This is a genomic window from Sphingobacterium sp. CZ-2 (genome assembly GCF_004526235.1).
GTDB lineage: Bacteria > Bacteroidota > Bacteroidia > Sphingobacteriales > Sphingobacteriaceae > Sphingobacterium > Sphingobacterium tenebrionis.
Genome location: NZ_CP038159.1, coordinates 1237990 through 1255403, shown reverse-complemented (window position 1 = coordinate 1255403; position 17414 = coordinate 1237990). Strand labels below are relative to the sequence as shown.

Below are 17414 nucleotides of genomic sequence, written 5' to 3'. Positions count from 1 at the left end.
TTTCGATAGGCTTAAGCCGAGGTTTAAATTTTTAAATCTGTTTTCCCAAGCTGGAGATATATTTTATGTTTTAAGGAAAGGCCTGTAGATACATAAATGGAACAATTTATGTAGTATATACCTAGGCTGCAGATTATGGAAATTTGAGGAAGATTAAGGAGATTAGATGAAGATCAAGGTAATTATAACAGGTTCAACAGGAATGGTTGGAGACGGAGTACTGCTGGAATGCTTGCAGAACCCAAATGTAGAACAAATTTTATTGTTGAATCGGAAGCCTTATGGTATCGATCATCCGCAGGTGAAGGAACTGATCCATAGTGATTTTAATAACCTAAGCAGCATCAAAGAGGAATTGATGGGGTATGATGCCTGCTTCTTTTGTGCAGGAGTTTCCTCGGTGGTCATGTCTAAGGAAGAGTATTTCCGCCTGACCTATACATTGACCTTGAATTTCGCCAAGGATTTGGTAGCTATCAATCCGGAGATGGTTTTCTGTTATGTTTCTGGCCGAGGTACAGACAGTTCGGAACAGGGCAGGGTGAATTGGGCGAAGGTGAAGGGGAAAACAGAAAATGACCTGATGCGTTTGCCATTTCGGGCGGTGTATAATTTTAGGCCTGGGATAATGGGCCCAACCAAAGGGGCCAAGAATGTAAAGGGCGCTTTTAAGGTCATCGAATTTCTGTACCCATTCCTGCGTCCATTCAATAAAACCTACTTTTTGACCTTAGCGGAAGTTGGCCGTGCCATGATCAATGTGTCGTTGCATGGGTATAATAAACATGTGCTGGAGATTCAGGATATTTCCTTTTTGGCCAACAATAATCAATAATCGTTTTTTGAACAAATAACCGAATCCTTTTCTAACTTGGTTTTATAGGAAATTAAAGATCACCTTTAGCACCGCCATTCTACCCCGGAGCTGATACAGGTTATGGCTCTGCCTATTAGCGCTGATGGAATAGGTTTCAAAGGATTTGACATTGGCGAGGTTGGTCATGTTCAATTCCAGATCTGTCTTCCATTTGGCAAAACGATATCTTGCAAATCCATCCAAAAACACATAATTGATATCTTTTAAGCCTTCCTGTTGATTAAATAGGTGCCGCGCCGTGATGCGCAGGGTCAATCCCTTGAAGAGGTATACTGGCAATCCAACGGATTGGTTGACATTAAAGGAGGTTCGATCGAGGCTTCCATCGCCTGATCCAGCTTGATTATCCGACCAGCTCGCCAAACCGAAGTAAGATAGGTTCAGGTTCTTCCAGATCTTGGTTTCCACCTGGGTCCGCAAGCTATAGCTGTACTGTTTAAAGGGGAGGAGCTCCTGATTGAACAATTGGTTGTAGTCGGTCATGCTCCAGTTGGCATTGACTTTTAGGGAGCTTGCCCATTTGAAGATGTACTTATCGATCCCAAAGCTGGTGGATAGGGAATTGACTTGGTTCTCTCGGTCCAACAATTGGGTATTGGTGCTGTTTTCTCCCACTTCGTTGGATATGATGTTGGAGGAGATATTCTGGGAATAGCTGATTCCTGCGTTCATGAAGAACATCTTCAATGTTCTGTTGAACTTGTAATTCAGATTGGCAGACCGGGATTCATATTCGGCTAGTCCGGCCAAGTTATTGGACAGGCTGCGGTAATTGCGGAGGACGATTCCCCGGTATACATTGTCGATATTTCCAAAAGATTTGGTACGGTGGATACCTAAGCTCAGCTCATCCTCCGACGCCACCCGCAATTTGGCATTCAGCGAAGGCTGGAAAAGCAGCTGCTGTTGTTTATTGTTGATATCAAAATTCGGGTCGGCAAAGTGGGTGAACTGCAGCATGAGGGGTAAGGTCAATGTTACTGCCAAACGTTTCTTTTCCCAATCGTATCCCGCTTCTGTAGAGAGGCTATACCGTTGCCAGTCCATCTGGTTAGTTAGGGAATCCTGTGGGAAAGCCATGCTGCTGCCTTCTATTTCCTTTTCTAATCGACTATTGAACTGCTGTTTGTCGAGGATAGCGCCCAGTCTATAACTCTGTCGGATCTTGGTGGTTGGGATGCGGTAGCCTAGATTTGCCCTGGAAAATAGGGTGGGCACTTCCACAAATTGGAGGCTGGCGTCGTAGGGCAGGTTATTGTTTAAGCGATCGGCAAATACACCAGGGGTTAAACGAAGAGTCTGCGGTTTATTGCCATAATCCAGGTACCATTCCAATTCTATGAGATTATCTTTTTTGGTTTGGGGTATATAGAAGAAATGATTGGAAAAGCCTTTTATCTTTTCGTTCAGTCTACCGCTGTTGTTCGTGTTATTGGCCATTATATCCGCCATACCTTCATCCTGCCTGTATTCGAGGGCCAAAATGTTGTTGATGTATTTATCCTTACTGTTCATGCTGGCCGTAAACCTCAAGGAACTGATAAACTGTTCGTTATCCTTATCCTGGACCTCTTGAAGAACGAACTGCTCATTTTCGGTGAGGTAGGTATTGGTACCTTCGAAATGGTTTTCATCGCGACCCAACATCAATTGGATATTGGATTTCAACTGCCAGTCGTTTTTCAGGTTGACCAGGTTATTGGCATTCAGGCTGGCATGGTCGTTCAGGAAGTAATTGGCTTTTCCCAGCATTGGCGGTCCTACTGTTCCCAGGGAGAGGAGGTTGTTGATGGCGGTACGGCCAAGTTTTCCCATAATGGAATTGCTGTTGAAGCCTGTGAAATCCTGTTCCAGATCGCGACCTACATTGTTCCCTTGTAGCACATTGAGCACCTTAAATTTCTTGTTGAAAAGGATGCTGTTGAGTTCGGCATCGTATTGTTTGGGAATTCCAGCCCCTAATTTCACTTCGCCGGTCATCTTCATTTTCGCTTCATCCTTGATGACCAGATTAAGGGCTACAGCATCCGTAAATTTCTTGTTTTTTAGGACCTTGAGGTGTTCATGGTTCTGCAATACCTGGATGTCCTTGACCATTTTGTATGGAATGGTGCGGGTTCCGATGTTGTACCGGTCTTCCAGGAGATCATCTCCATCGATATAAAGGTGGGAGATGGACTTTCCTTGGAATTTGATGTTTCCATTGTCGGAAACCTCCATACCGGGCAATTTTTTGAGCACATCCCCAATGGAACGGTCCATTTCGTTGGCAAAGCTATCCACGTTGTAGCTGATGGTATCTCCGATACGCTGGATCGCCGGTCGGGATTTGACCATGATGGAATCCAGGAGGGTGGTATTCTGTTCCAGCTCTATTTTTAGATTTTTAAGGTCAGGTTGTTCTTTGGATTGATCTGCAGGTGTTACTTCCGACAAGGACATACTAAATTTTTTATAGCCTAGGTGGTTGATCTCTAACCGACTTCCTTTTGTTGCGGCATTGTTCTGCAGTTGAAAATAACCCTTGCTATCGGTCTGTTTGAAGGCCAAGATCTTATTCTCTGCTGATTTCAGCAGGATACTGGCGGAAGGAATGGCTTTTCCGGATTGCTTGTCGATCAGGTAGCCTTGTATGCTTTGCCCTTGAGCAAAGCATAGGGAGGCCAAACAGGCTAATATTAGCGAGGTTAAATAACGTAGGAACATGGTTGGTTTTAGATCTTCTGTTTTGTGAATTGTTTATGGTTTTAATTCAATGGGATTATTCACAATAGGCGATGGTTTGTAATTGCTGTTATCGCTTTTCACCGTAAGAGATTTAATCTTACTTGGATCCATGGAACCAGAAATAGCCGATGAAGAGGAAGAGCCTGAGGGCCTTCCACTAACGATAGTCATGCCACCTCTTCCTCCTGAACTACCACTGCTGATCGTCGTGGAACTGCCTCCCGTTTTTGCCTGCATATAGGCCATCGGATTTGCCCGGTATCCCTCTTCTTGTTTTTTAACCTCCGCTGGGGTAGATTTGATCGCATAATCCGGAGCTTCTATCAGGACGTTGTTGGTTTCATCCAATTTATCGAAGCCGGCATATTCAAAAACCACTTCTTTTTTGAGGTCTTCTGCCGATAGGATCAAGCCTGGAAGGCCATGTAATTTCCAAGGACCGAAGGAAAAAGGCAAGTCGGTGGTGAACCAGGCGGTGTATTGTCTGCCCTTGTAGTTGGTTGTCGCTTTTTGGCAGGTATAGCCTCCAATGGTCTTGGTTTCGTCATGGATCTCCCATTCCGGTACATCGTAGGCATTATCCATCAAAAAAGTATTCCCTCCAAATCGGGCAATCTCCAAGATTTTCTTTTCTTCCGGTTGAATGATAAAGTTGCGGTCTATGGCTGTTGAGCTTTTGCTCAGCACCAGATTACCATCAAAACTTGGGCTTTCCATCTGTTTTTTCACTTCCTGGTTCAATCGCTCTGAAGAATAGGAAGTATAATAGGAACCTTTCTGTCCAAGGTAAGTAACGACTTCATCCAGCCGGGGATTCGTTCTTTGGTTGGTGTCGTTGATATGTTTGAACTGGTAATGTACCTTGGCGACTGGTTTTTCCTGTGCGGAAAGGCCTATGCTGAAGGCTAAAGCGGCAAAAAATAGGATCGATCTTTTCATGGTTTATTAATTTTTAATAAACCTACGAAATATTAGTAATATATACAAAAAGAAAATAATTACATTTGTTAGGAAGGATAAAACAAAAAGAAACGTGGCAAAACTGAAGATAAATTACCCTAAGGATAAATTGCAGAACAATTCAACGGTTTGGAAGTATGGGATGGTGGTATTGACGATCATTCTGATCTGTATATTTTTGCCTAAGCAACCACGATTTCGGTACGAGTACCAGAAGGGGAAACCTTGGAACCATGAGAACCTGGTATCTCCCTATAACTTTGCGATCTTAAAGACGCCGGAGGAGCTGGCGCGGGATAAGCAGTATATCCTGAAGACGGTTCAGCCGATCTACAACCTGCACGATGTGGTGAGCAAGGAGCAGATCGACCAGTTCAATACGGACCTGAACGAGAAATGGCAATCCAGCCAGTTGGACTCCGTGGAGGGAGCCGATATCAATAAATATCGAGCAGTAGGGACCGCGCTTTTGGATTATGTTTATGGTCGGGGGGTGATCTCTTTGAATAACCGGTTTCAGGTGAAGGGGGATGATTCCTTGAAGCATGATCCGACGGCGATGGAGTATAATTTTGTGCTGGTGCATGATAATATTGCGCAGCAGAAGAATACGGTGGATTGTTTTACGATCGAAACGGCGAACCAATATATCCGGAGTGCACTGGAGCGGAATACGGAGATAAGCTTTAAGCCTTGGTTGGCGGAGATCCTGAAGAGTTACATTACGATCAATTTTGTTTTTAATGAAAGCCAGACGAATAAGGTGGAGCAGACGGCGCTTTCGAATATTTCGACCACGCGAGGGATGGTGCAGAAGGATGAGCTGATCGCGGAGCAGGGCAAGATCGTGAACAACGACAGTTACCAGAAGCTGGAATCGTTGCGGAAGGTCTTTGAGGATGAATCGCGGATATCGGGTGAGCAGAACCTGGTGACCTTCGGACATTTTATCCTGATCTCCCTGGCGATGACCTTGTTAATGGTTTTCCTGTACTTCTTCCGGATCGATATCTTTAATAATAACCGGCTGTTGTTCATTATCTTTCTGGTGATCCTGGTGATGCTGGGGGTATTGAGCTGGGCGATCAAGATGAAGATCCCAAGCCTGTATTACATTCCGTATTGTAGTGTACCTATTATCTTCCGCTTGTTGTTCGATACGCGGATTGCATTGAATATACATATCTTGATGGTGCTGGTGGCAGGACTGTTTGTTCCGAATAGTTTTGACTTTGTGTTCCTGCAGTTTACGGCAGGTATGGTGGCCATCTATAGCATCAAGACCTTGGTGAAAAGGGAGCAATTCCTGGTTTCCTCGGTCATTATTCTGGCGACCTACATCATGGCCTATGTGGGGCTGGTATTGACGCGTAACGGATCCTTTAGCAGCATCTATTGGCAGGATATCCTTCCTTTTACGGTGAGTGTAGGCTTGACCTTATTGGCCTATCCATTGATCTATGCGTTTGAGAAGTTGTTCGGCATTGTGTCGGATCTGACCTTGATGGAGCTGACGAACTCGAACTCGCGCTTGTTGCGGGAGCTTTCCTTGAAGGCACCGGGCACTTTCCAGCATTCTTTGCAGGTGGCGAACCTGGCGGAGGCAGCGATCTATAAGATAGGGGGGAACCCTTTATTGGTTCGTGCGGGTGCTTTGTACCATGATATCGGGAAGATGATCAATCCATTGTATTTTATCGAGAACCAGAAGACGAATGATAATCCGCATGAGGAGCTGACGCCGGAGCAATCGGCACAGATCATTATTTCGCATGTGCTGAAGGGGATCGAGATGGCGCGGAAGCATCAGATGCCGGAGGTGGTGATTGATTTTATCCGTACGCACCATGGTACGACGAAGGTGGATTATTTCTATAATTTGGCGGTGAAGGATAACCCGGATAAGGTGATCGATGAGTCTATCTTTAAGTATCCTGGCCCGGTTCCTTTTTCGAAGGAGACGGCGGTCTTGATGATGGCGGACTCGGTGGAGGCGGCTTCCAGGGCATTAAAGGAACCTACGGAGGAGTCTATCAATAATCTGGTGGACAAGATCATTGAGCATAAGTTGATGCAAAGGCAGTTTGCGAATGCGAATATTACGATGCGGGATATTACGGAGGCATCGAAGATTTTTAAGGCGATGTTGAAGAGTATTTATCATGTTAGGATTGATTATGATCTGACGAAGAAGAAGGAGGGATAAAAAATATATTGAGATTCAGATGGGGGTGGATTATTTATTTTGAGATTCAGGAGGAGGTGGAAAAAATATATTGAGATTAAGTGGGAGGTAGAAAAAATATATTGAGATTCAGAAGGTTGGGATTTTGGCGGGGAAAAAGTTAAAAAATGTGTGTAAACGGCTTTGAAGAGTGAATTAATTACTTTATGTTTGCACTGTCGAAACCCGGAGAGGTGCCTGAGTGGCCGAAAGGAACAGTTTGCTAAACTGTCGTACTGGAAACGGTACCGCGGGTTCGAATCCCGCCCTCTCCGCAAAGATAACAGCCTTATCACCAGATAAGGCTTTTTTTATGGATTTAAGCCATTTTTTAAAGTCCATGCAATTGAGAAAAATCAACGATATTATTGGTTTAAGGAAAAGAATTTTGTGATAATAAACCGTCAAATTACAATAAACCTAATGCTCGTGATTGCATTTTTCATTGATTTTAAGGTGAAAAATAGATACAAAAGATTTTATGACGAATTTTACTCATGAAAAACCCCACTTCGTGAGTGGGATACGTAACTTAAGGCAATACGATTGTAGCAATTAAGCCAAGCAAAGTCCTTCGCCCTTTGGGTGATGATAATACGAATGTATTGCTTATATATAATAGTTCATAACAAATTCAACATTGTTTACCATCATTTAACAAATTGGTATTAAATAATAAGTTTATCGGCCAACAAATCAATACAAAATCCTGAGACTGGGAATCTGGATTTTCACCTAGTAATCATTCAAAAATTACCAATTAAGACTTTAAAAAAAGCAATATTGACAATTCAATTCAATGAACGCTTTTGAATCATTCCTTCCAAGCTTGTCCCTCCGCAATATCTTTCAACTCTTGATTCCTAATTAATAAAAACTTCCGCATATAGTTTTTCAGAAACAGTTGGTTCGCTAAGCGACCTAGTAAACCCAATGGAGAGGTAAATTCAAATCGATCAATCATTTTAGTACCATTAATTGTTGCTACAAATTCATGTCTATGTTTCATGGAGGCAAAGGCACCCTGAATCATTTCATCCTCGAAAAAATGTGGTTTCTCCATCTTAGTCAACTTGACTGTCAGATTTTGATACACTCCGAAATGCTTTGCTCGCCACGTAACGGTCTCCCCTAATTCCATGAGTCCTGATGTTCGACCAGCTATAGCTCTTTCATTAGTCTGTTTGGTAGAATACTGATGCAAATCGATGTTTCTTGCCAGATCGAATACTCGATTTACAGGTGCATTAATGTGGGTTTCGAGGTGAATGATTGGCATATTATTGTTTTATTCGTACGTATTCTTCTTGAATTCCACTGATATTACTCGCACCGAAAAACAAAATCCACAAAGAGTGCTCCTGATGGCTGCTATATCCAATCCTTCCGTTCTGTAGTGCTGAAAGAATACTTATCTCTTCTTTGACTTTAAAATAGATAAATGGGAGGGGAATTAGGTTTCTTTTCTTTTCTAGGATGAGATAATTATTTTTTGGGGTTACAGGAATTCGAAAGGTAGCTATTTGTTGTCCTGAATCAACAGCATCCACTTTTAATTCATCCGTATTTAAAAGTGTCAATCTGACTTGCATATCTTCTCCACCTTCCATAATACTATCTTTATCGACCCTGAATGTCGATAACAGTCTCCATAAACTTATACTATTTTTTTGGTATGGTTTTGCTCTATTAACGGCCTTATTTGAATATAATTCACTTTTAAAATTTCCGCTGACAGAAGCCGTTTTGGTCGAAAACTTCTTGCTTAATTTTCGGGTGGATGTACAAGAACTTAAGGATAGAATTAATATTAAATAAAATAGATATCTCATGTAAATTGGTGTTAAAACAAACAAGAATGATACTGTTCTCAAATCCTGTCAGAAGGATTTCTCTATAAATCTAAAAAACATTAATCAATGTTTACAGCAAATTGTTCGAAAAGTAAAGTAGCACAGAAAAATGCATTAAAGAATTTCAAAAGACAGAGAGAATTAAGGAAAAATCAGATTTAATCCTGCATACAAAAAGGATAAAGCTATGATATCACAAATAACGGGAAGTAATTATACAATATGTGCTTAAAAAACCTTTCCAATTATCTTGAATCTATCGATAAAATTTTGGAAAGAATCCCAATTGACAACAGGTTGTAGCCATATCTTTCTAATCCCTATGAAAAAATTGACAAAAACACCTTCACTGCAGCATAAAATAATCTTTTTATCCATTGGATTCGATGAGCTATCATCATCAGGTTGACAATGGCTGTACCGATCGTTTAAAAACGAGCCTAATCCACTAACTACTTCAAACGAGGTTAGAATGTCGAGATAATTATTTGATCTATTTTCTGCTGGATTATCGATTTCAAATATGAAAATTACATCAATGTTTTTTAACAACTCTCTTTCTTTTTCTACATTATCTATCTGATGGCAATACGATCTTAAGTAGATCTTATTGCCCGAATTCCACAAATAGTCAGCTGCTTCGAGGCCTAATGCCCATCCTTTTTCGTCATTTCCTATTATTAGACATTGCATATCATTTCTCTATTTTACTTAAAATTCTGTGATCGATGTAAAAGGTTCCAAAAGGAATCAGGCAAGCCAACAATACTTTCCAAGTAGTTGATTTGAATTCCCACCTTTGCGCAATACCTACGTTGATCGTATTTAAAATAAAAAGCACAAATAATACTCCATGGATAGGACCGAGGGCCTTAACCATATCTGGGAAATCGAAAAGATACTTGAGTGGAACAGCGACAAAGACGAGTAGCAAAAGGGAAATACCTTCCAATATAGCCAATAGTCTTAGCCTTCCTACATTTGTTTTAAGTGAAATGGACATAAATTATCGTGTTAATGGTCTAATTGCAAATGGTGAAAATGGCCAAGGAATAGCTAGAAAAATAAGAATCAACCCTATGGCAAAGAAAAGGACAGTAGTTCTGTATTTATCCCCGTCATCTGACTTTCGCTTAGCCAGTGCCGATCCTATGCTTATGACTACTGTGGCCAATATCATGGTGAATGGATGCAAAATATTATAGAAGGTGAGTTCCATGTTTCCAAATGGCAGCTTATCTGATTTCCAGAAAACTTGACGTAATGGTGCCTGAATAAATAGAACAATTCCAATGAGAAGCTGGAGATGGATTATGGTGGCCGTGCCATGTCTGAAAAGATTATCCAGGTTGGTGAATTTTTTCCTTTGGAATAATCGAATGGTAAATCTTGTTAAGGTAAAAAGCAAACCGATGAGGACGAGCCAGCGCATGTAGGTATGCGCTATTAATAGATAATGATACATATTGAAAGTTTTATTCTTTATTTTAAGATTTAATAACATACTAATCGGTATGTTATAGGGCAAAAAAAATTATTTTAAGAGATTCAGATAAGCTTCAAACTGTTTCAGGTAATCTTTATATACCTTCGTGGAGTTAACTAGTTTTCCAAGATTTCGAATGCCCCAATATCCGGACATGATAAAAATGGCTACCTGTTCCGTATCTATATCTTTTCGAATTAAATTTTGTTCGATTCCTTTTTGAAGACATATTTCCAGGCACATTTTCCATTTGAGTGCCAGTTCGTTCAATACTTTAGTGAAATTTGTGTTCCAAGGAGCCATTTCTGTCGTCAAATTCGATGCAGGACAGCCATATTCAACTTTTAAGAATTCGTTTTTCAATAAAGCATCATGCATCATCTGATAGAGTATTGTCGAAGGATCTTTTTCCTGCAATAAGGGCTTTATGAAATAATGTTCAAAATTGGGCTTTATTAATTCCTGTATAATAGCTATGCCCATTTCATCCTTATTCTTAAAATGGTAATAAAATGCACCTTTAGTAACCTTTGTTTTTGCAAGGATATCATCAATACTCGTTGTTTGATAACCCTTTGTATAGATGAGGTCAAATGCCTGTTCTAAAATAGTCAGTCGGGTAATTTCTGCTTTCTTCATATTACATACCAATTGGTATTTTTTTTACAAATAAAATGTATTTTTTTTGTATTGGAAAACAAATTTTACAGCAAATCTCATTCTAGTGTCATTTGTGCTTTCTAAGTCCAACCTTCATAAAAATATGATCTCGATAATTCTGTTTTTTTTATCGGCCATTATCTTCAATTATACAGTGTAAGGATATGTTTAGGGATAATTTCAAGATTTCTCTTGAAATGAATACCATACCATTATCTTTGCAGGGAATTACACAAACTAAAAAATACTGATTATATAGCTAGGATTTAAAATCTAATCCAAAAAAGTAGATGAAGAATCAATTAAAAAATTATAGCATTCATTTTATTAAAGAAATTATTCCAGTTATTGCGGGGATTTTAATAGCGCTTTTCATAGATAATTGGAATTCCCAACGAAAAGATAAAATTTATATCAATCAAGTTCTTACGACCATCAACAGTGAACTAAAGGATTCAAAAGAGGATATCAGAACAATAATTCCACAACATGAAGCTTTAATTGATTCATTGGAGTTTTATGAAAATGACTCAAATATTTCCATTTTAGAAGTAGTGAAGAATGCCATGGGGATAAATATTCCGCAGGTAAAATCAAATGCATGGAAATCTGTTTCAAATGCTAAAATTGATCTAATAGATTACGAAAAAATCACCTCCCTTTCAAACATTGAAAATGAAAAGGAACTGTTGAATAAAAAAAGTGACTTCCTAATGAGTTTTCTTTATTCCAACATCAATGAGAAAGATAAAAATGTTAAGCAAACATTGAAAATGATCATTATGGATATCCTTCAAACAGAAAAAACAATGTTAAAGAGGATTGAGCATTTTGAAAACCTAAAATAATTGCTGGTTAAGATTAAGGACTAATTTGGTAAGGGATTTAATAATTTCTTCAACCCATCAGTATTGCATAACCATTTTTGCCTTTATCATAAATAATGCAATTTAATCATACCCTCCATTCAACAATATATTCACTTTAATCTCCTCATTTGCTTTCCAAATCACCCATCCTAAAACCTCTTTATCACCCGCTAACACATTTCCTCGGGTACTAACCTGCGCCCAATCCCCATCCACTTCTGTAACCTTAAAATATAAATTCTGGATATTGGAAAGGTGAGACCCTGTCCCATTGGGTTTGTCGTAGATCAGAGTGCCAGATGGAACGGTAACCATATAAGCACGTTTCAGTGCCTGTTCCCAACTTTCATAATAATACCAATTACTGATTTTTGTGTCCACAAAGTTGGGGTCAAAAAATTCAGGATGCTCTTTACCATTCCGGTAATCATTCTTAGGATCCAATTTTATAAAACTGGTTTCTCTGGTTTTCTCATTCAGGAGTACAATCACCCCATCCGATAATTTCTCCATAACCCGAAAGCTGAGCTTTGGCGCAAAACGGAATAATCCCATTTGCTGATTTTCCTTTCCTTCCTTTTCCGAATCACCAACATTTAAATCATAAGGTTGCAGTAGGTTTTTCTGATTTGGAATGTAGATATGTGTAATCCCTTTATCTTCGCCTTTTTCTTCCACTTTAAATTGAATGCTATTGTAAGCATCTTTTTCTGTTGGATTTTTGAACAAAGGAATGGCGTGCTGCGTATTGAAATGTATAAGACCAACACCGGCATTCGGCGGATATTTAGGTAGGTCAATGTCGATCTTCGTAGTATCAGATCGATTGCAGGCAAGCAATACCCAATAACAGCCTAGTAACGCTGAGAAAAAGAAAAGCTTATTTATCTGCATATGATTAAGTTTTATAGAGGGTTAAGGAATGGTTTCAACACCCGAAAAAAGCAAACCATTTTTGCCTTTTTTGAACCATATCCCAAATTGTCCACCTTCATGGCCTTCCGTTAATTCATCCTTTCGGTAGATGGTATACCAAACGATATAATCTGCGTGATCGGAATACTCAGCAAATAAAATTTTCTCCTTTCTTTCTAATCTATCCAGCAGATCCTTCTGGAAAATATCTGAAAAATGTTTATTAAAAAATGTCTGTTTGGAGATCAGGTAATTTCTTGGTTGACTATCCTCAAACTTAAAGCACAAGGAACAATAGATCGTATTGCTGGATAATGAGGCTAGTTTCTTTGTATCCTTCTTAAGGATCAATTCCACAATATGATCTGTTTGTTTGAAAATATTCAAGGTATCAAGCTGAGCATATAGATTTGCTGAAAGTAACAGCATCATGCTGAAAAAAAGTGTAATAATCTTGAGTTTCATGTTTTCTGTTGATCTATATTGTTAGCTACTGGTATTAAATATAAATATAACGTATTTTATTTGAGATTAATTTCTTTCCCATCCTTGTTATTATTTGTTTAAAAATTTGTAGATTCATAGCACACTATTATTAAACACATAAAACCCAAAAAACTATGAAAAATCTAAAAATTTTTTCCCTGCTATTATTAACATTAACTTTCGTTTTTTCATCATGCAGTAAGGATGATGATGATACACCTGGGACAGGAACGAAGAAAGTACAGTACAAATTGATTGGATCCACTGGTGTGAATATTTCTGTCATTGTATATTACGATGGGGATAATCCAGTAAGCAAAACCGGAAATTTCGGAAGTGAGTGGACGAGCGAAGCAAATATTTCTTCAAAAACTCCCACTATTTCAGCGAATGCAATTGGACCAAACGACAACTCCACATTGAAAGCACAGATTTTAGTGGATGGTAAAGTAGTAAAGGAAAGTGGTGTTTCAACTGGAAAAGTCCTTACGACGAATGTTTCTTATTATTAAGGCCAAATGATTTCCTTAGAACATTTCTCTTGAAGAATTTATTCTTTCTGAGGATAAACATGAAACCCCACTGAAAATCAGTGGGGTTTTGTGATTCTTAATTCATTTGTTTGATTATATTATCAATCAACTCTTTTGCTTGATGATATTTCAAAATGGGAGCGGCTTGGCCGGCCCAAAAAGCTTTCAACTCAGGATTACTTTCCGTATTAGCCGGATATGCGCCAAGTTTACCCACAATTTTTCCTTGTAAGGGATACGGAGCGAGATGATGTTGAAACTCTTTTAATTCTTCCGTAAGCCTATTTTTAATTCCACGGGACAACCTGCCTGTAAATACTTTTGTTAATGTGGTATAACGAGCATCTTTTGAAAATAATTTTTCACGATGGATGTTGCTTGTCCCAGATTCTTTGGTAGCTAAAAATGCTGTGCCAATTTGAACGGCATCTGCTCCGAGCGCCAAAGCCGCTTTAACGCCCCGATAATCAGCGATTCCTCCGGCAGCAATGACTGGAATTTTCACATGATCTGCAACTTGAGGAATTAAAGAAAAGGTTCCAATCAAGCTTTCTTCCGCATGGTCTAAAAATGAAACACGATGTCCACCAGCATCAAAACCTGTTGCTACAACGGCATCTACTCCTGCATTTTCAATGGCTATGGCCTCATCTAAAGTTGTTGCTGTTCCTATCGTTTTGATATTAAGTTGTCTACATTTTTCTAAAATATCCTTGGAGGGAATACCGAAAACAAAGCTAAATACATCAGGTTTGACCTCAAAAATAGCTTCTATTTGATTATCGAAAGTAGGACTTTCTGGCAAAGGAAAAGTTGGAGGTTCGACGCCAACTTGCTCAAAATATGGATGGAATATTTCTATTACTTTATCAAATGCTTTGCTGTCAAAATCCTGGATATGATCATCTTTATCTTTAACCCAAAGATTAAGATTGAAGGGTTTGTCCGTTTGCTTTTTGATGTTGTTCGAAATTTCTACAATTTCATTGGCATAGAATGGTTGACATCCGTATGATCCTATCCCACCTAAATTAGATACTACAGAGGTCAATTCTATAGAGGAAACCTTTCCTCCGAAAGGTCCTTGAACTATGGGTAAATCCAAACCCAGTAATCTAGTAAATTTTGTATCTGACCACATAATTGTATGTTTATTTTTGTCCAACTAATTTGAATTGTAATACAAATTCATCATAAATCAATTTATTGCCCAGATTGGGAATAAATTTACCGGATCCATATTTGATATTATATAATGTTCTATCAACCTTTATCTCTCCTAATGCATGAAGAAAATCCGTGAAAATTTCGATTGTAGCGGGAAAAGAAATAGGATGTGTAATATCCTTTATGGTTAGGTCTCCAAATATTTGATAATGATTGTTTTCCTTTATAGCTTTATTTAACTTAAATATGGCAGTCTTAAAAATGTCCACAGCAAAAAAATCTTCATGATTTAAGTGATCAAAAAATTCTTTGTAGATGGATCTATCCGCTATATCAGTTATGACGATTGATGTCATATCAATAATGATCTCGCCCGCTATTAATTCTTCGTTTTCAAAACTTAGAAAACCATTCTTGATATTAATGGTTCCGGTATGTAATCCTAATATTTTTTTTCCAGTCCAATTGACTAAACTACTTTTTGTTTGAATGCTGAATGTTGTCATTGTATTATTTTTTAAAATGTTACAACACAAAATTCAAGTAATAAAAAACGAAATCGAAGGATGTATATCACAAATAAAATGTGAGATAGATCAAGTTATTTAGTGGAATATAAGCGGCTTAAAGTTTCGCGAGTTACGCCCAAGTAAGAGGCTAAAATATGCTTAGGTAATTTTTGGACCAATGATGGGTAGTCCTGGATAAATTTTTCATACCGTTCTTTAGCACTACTACTTAGTAACGTTAAAATTCTGTTTTGTAGTGCTACATTTCTACGATTAGTTTTTTTTCTAAAGAAATGCTCTATTCGATGGAATTCCTTACACAATTTTTCCCTGTTTTCAAGACTTAGGCAAAGGACTTCTGTTTCTTCTAAACAATCTATATTTACCCTTGCTTTTTTCTTAAAGTAATAAGCTTCATAATCTGAAATCCACCAATCCTGCGTGCCAAAAAGCAGAATATGCATTTTGTCGTTTTCATCCGTATAATATGATTTTATGCAACCTGAAAGCACAAAATAATCATAAACAACAACTTGATCTTCCTGAACTAAAAATTGATGTTTTTTAAATTTTTTCGTAATAAAATGACTTAAAATATAATCATATTCATCATCCGTAATTTCAATGATTTTTTTAAATTGATTTTTTAAAAGCTCACTCATCAATTTTTTGTTTGTCGTTTTGGTAAAATTAAGGAAAAGTCTTTTAAATAAAATTGGTTTTAGAAGGGTAGGTATATATTCATTAAAAAAGAGGATCGTGGAGATCCTCTTCCCTTAATAATCCTCTTCGTCCGCTTCCATATTGATGCTTCCTTCAGCGATTTCCGTTAGATAAACATCCGTAGCTTCCTCTTCTTCCAATGTCCTTTCCAAAAGATCCGCCACTTTATCCATATCCATGGTAATGGCCAGTTGCGCTAATCCACCATAGGAAGCAATTTCATAATGCTCCAACTTTTGGGCCGCAATGATCAAGGCTACATCCCGCGTCACTGTTCCTTCTTCGGTTGATTTGATGATTTCCTTGGCTTCATCCAATAATCCCAAAATCGCTTTACATTCTTTTTCCTCTTCCTTTTCATTCAAAAGGGCAAACACCTTTTTCAATCGACTCACATGTTTTTTGGTCACCAGGTGATGGTCTTCAAACGCATCCTTCAATTCCTCCGTGGTAGCTGCCTCTTCCATTTCCACCAAGGCATCCACCAGTTTATTCTCTGCATAGAGCATATCCTTTAAACCGGAAAGGAAAAATTTATACAAAGGGCTATCCTTCTGATCACTACCTTCGTATTGTTCTTCGTTTTGGTTCTTCATGGAAGTATTATTTGTATCCTCCGAATCATTGCCGTTTTTCCTATTGTTAGCAGCTTTGCCATTCGTATTTTTAGCATTGGATTTGTTTTCCGTTGCTTCTTTATCTTGCTTTGCCATAAAATTTGTTTTAAAGATTAAATGCCTCCTAATGAAAGGAGACATTTAATTTACTATTGGTAATAATAAGTGGGGAGATCTTAAGAAGATCTTCGGCCACCATAACCAGATCTACCTGAACTTCTACTGCCTCCATGTGATGCCTGTCCACCCATTCGGGCAATTCTTGTGCGTTCTTCTGGACTCATCGCTGCAAAACCACGTTTACCTGAATTGGTGCCCGAACTTCTGGAGCTTCGAGTACTGGATGAACTGGAAGTTCGTCCCTGACTGCCTCTATTGGAACTGGTTGATCTAGATCCTAAATTATTACCGCTTTGGGATGATCTTCTACGACCGGATGAACTGGAACGATCGGAAGTATATCTTCCATCACTGTCCCTTCTTCTATTCGATCTTCCATCATCGTAATCGTCTTCATCTTGGTCATTATCATATTCGGAGTCGTAATCCTCCTCATAATCGTCCTCATTATCATAATAATCCTCTTCGTCAAAATCATCATCGTAATCCTCATCGTTGGATGCATCACGAAATCCATGGCTATAGCCTAACTGATAGATATCCTCCATGGAATGTTGTTGGTTCGAAGAAGAAGATTGCCTTGATTTTCCTCTGCTTGAATTGTTTCTTTTCATAACGTTTCTTTATTTCTTTCCTTGCTGCAATGCAGGGAATTTAAAGAGGCTTTGTCTAGAATCAGCTCTCATAA

Annotated in this window: 19 protein-coding genes and 1 tRNA gene; 5 read left to right on the top strand and 15 right to left on the bottom strand. The window is 38.7% G+C overall.

Annotated features, from left to right (window positions below; genetic code table 11):
* Window positions 1-166: 166 nt before the first annotated feature.
* Window positions 167-835: an NAD-dependent epimerase/dehydratase family protein gene (locus tag E3D81_RS05735; RefSeq protein ID WP_134776767.1), complete on the top strand. Its 669-nt coding sequence runs from the start codon at window positions 167-169 to the stop codon at window positions 833-835.
* A 42-nt stretch (window positions 836-877) separates the two neighbouring features.
* On the opposite strand, the gene E3D81_RS05730 is transcribed toward E3D81_RS05735, so the two are convergent.
* On the bottom strand, window positions 878-3583 hold the full coding sequence (locus E3D81_RS05730; protein WP_134776766.1) for a carboxypeptidase-like regulatory domain-containing protein: 2706 nt from the start codon (window positions 3581-3583) through the stop codon (window positions 878-880).
* A gap of 33 nt (window positions 3584-3616) precedes the next feature.
* Entirely contained in the window at window positions 3617-4543 is a 927-nt protein-coding gene (locus tag E3D81_RS05725; RefSeq protein WP_134776765.1) for a GLPGLI family protein, read from the bottom strand.
* 94 nt (window positions 4544-4637) lie between these two features.
* Here E3D81_RS05725 and E3D81_RS05720 point away from each other — a divergent pair, with 94 nt between their 5' ends.
* Both E3D81_RS05720 and E3D81_RS05715 read left to right on the top strand, forming a co-directional pair.
* Entirely contained in the window at window positions 4638-6770 is a 2133-nt protein-coding gene (locus E3D81_RS05720) for an HD family phosphohydrolase (protein ID WP_134776764.1), read from the top strand.
* A 206-nt stretch (window positions 6771-6976) separates the two neighbouring features.
* A tRNA-Ser gene (locus E3D81_RS05715) sits at window positions 6977-7063 on the top strand.
* Between the two features lie 539 nt (window positions 7064-7602).
* Here E3D81_RS05715 and E3D81_RS05710 read toward each other — a convergent pair.
* From E3D81_RS05710 to E3D81_RS05685, 6 genes are all read right to left on the bottom strand, one after another.
* Window positions 7603-8067 (bottom strand): SRPBCC family protein, encoded by a 465-nt coding sequence (locus E3D81_RS05710; RefSeq protein WP_134776763.1) that lies wholly within the window; start codon window positions 8065-8067, stop codon window positions 7603-7605.
* A gap of 1 nt (window position 8068) precedes the next feature.
* A complete protein-coding gene (locus tag E3D81_RS05705; protein WP_134776762.1) occupies window positions 8069-8398 on the bottom strand; it encodes a hypothetical protein in 330 nt (109 codons plus the stop codon).
* Between the two features lie 471 nt (window positions 8399-8869).
* Window positions 8870-9334: a hypothetical protein gene (locus E3D81_RS05700; RefSeq protein WP_134776761.1), complete on the bottom strand. Its 465-nt coding sequence runs from the start codon at window positions 9332-9334 to the stop codon at window positions 8870-8872.
* 1 nt (window position 9335) lies between these two features.
* Window positions 9336-9644: a DUF3817 domain-containing protein gene (locus E3D81_RS05695; protein WP_134776760.1), complete on the bottom strand. Its 309-nt coding sequence runs from the start codon at window positions 9642-9644 to the stop codon at window positions 9336-9338.
* 3 nt (window positions 9645-9647) lie between these two features.
* A complete protein-coding gene (locus E3D81_RS05690) occupies window positions 9648-10106 on the bottom strand; it encodes a hypothetical protein (RefSeq protein ID WP_134776759.1) in 459 nt (152 codons plus the stop codon).
* A 69-nt stretch (window positions 10107-10175) separates the two neighbouring features.
* Window positions 10176-10766, bottom strand: a complete 591-nt coding sequence (locus tag E3D81_RS05685; protein WP_134776758.1) for a TetR/AcrR family transcriptional regulator — start codon at window positions 10764-10766, stop codon at window positions 10176-10178.
* Between the two features lie 311 nt (window positions 10767-11077).
* On the opposite strand from E3D81_RS05685, the gene E3D81_RS05680 reads away from it, so the two are divergent.
* Window positions 11078-11635 (top strand): hypothetical protein, encoded by a 558-nt coding sequence (locus E3D81_RS05680; RefSeq protein ID WP_134776757.1) that lies wholly within the window; start codon window positions 11078-11080, stop codon window positions 11633-11635.
* 102 nt (window positions 11636-11737) lie between these two features.
* On the opposite strand, the gene E3D81_RS05675 is transcribed toward E3D81_RS05680, so the two are convergent.
* The gene (locus E3D81_RS05675; protein ID WP_134776756.1) at window positions 11738-12550 is read right to left on the bottom strand and encodes a hypothetical protein; all 813 of its coding nucleotides are present in this window, start codon (window positions 12548-12550) and stop codon (window positions 11738-11740) included.
* A gap of 21 nt (window positions 12551-12571) precedes the next feature.
* Window positions 12572-13036 (bottom strand): hypothetical protein, encoded by a 465-nt coding sequence (locus E3D81_RS05670; RefSeq protein WP_134776755.1) that lies wholly within the window; start codon window positions 13034-13036, stop codon window positions 12572-12574.
* Window positions 13037-13191: 155 nt separating this feature from the next.
* Here E3D81_RS05670 and E3D81_RS05665 point away from each other — a divergent pair, with 155 nt between their 5' ends.
* A complete protein-coding gene (locus E3D81_RS05665) occupies window positions 13192-13569 on the top strand; it encodes an MmpS family transport accessory protein (RefSeq protein WP_134776754.1) in 378 nt (125 codons plus the stop codon).
* A gap of 97 nt (window positions 13570-13666) precedes the next feature.
* Here E3D81_RS05665 and E3D81_RS05660 read toward each other — a convergent pair whose 3' ends face one another.
* The 5 genes from E3D81_RS05660 to E3D81_RS05640 form a co-directional block, all read right to left on the bottom strand.
* Window positions 13667-14731: an NAD(P)H-dependent flavin oxidoreductase gene (locus E3D81_RS05660; RefSeq protein ID WP_134776753.1), complete on the bottom strand. Its 1065-nt coding sequence runs from the start codon at window positions 14729-14731 to the stop codon at window positions 13667-13669.
* Window positions 14732-14741: 10 nt separating this feature from the next.
* Window positions 14742-15263, bottom strand: coding sequence for a YceI family protein (locus E3D81_RS05655; protein ID WP_134776752.1), 522 nt, complete (start codon window positions 15261-15263; stop codon window positions 14742-14744).
* Between the two features lie 95 nt (window positions 15264-15358).
* Window positions 15359-15928: a Crp/Fnr family transcriptional regulator gene (locus E3D81_RS05650; protein ID WP_134776751.1), complete on the bottom strand. Its 570-nt coding sequence runs from the start codon at window positions 15926-15928 to the stop codon at window positions 15359-15361.
* 114 nt (window positions 15929-16042) lie between these two features.
* Complete coding sequence (locus E3D81_RS05645; protein WP_245153292.1) at window positions 16043-16702, bottom strand: DUF892 family protein; 660 nt, start codon at window positions 16700-16702, stop codon at window positions 16043-16045.
* An 80-nt stretch (window positions 16703-16782) separates the two neighbouring features.
* Window positions 16783-17340: a KGG domain-containing protein gene (locus E3D81_RS05640; protein ID WP_134776750.1), complete on the bottom strand. Its 558-nt coding sequence runs from the start codon at window positions 17338-17340 to the stop codon at window positions 16783-16785.
* Window positions 17341-17414 lie beyond the last annotated feature (74 nt).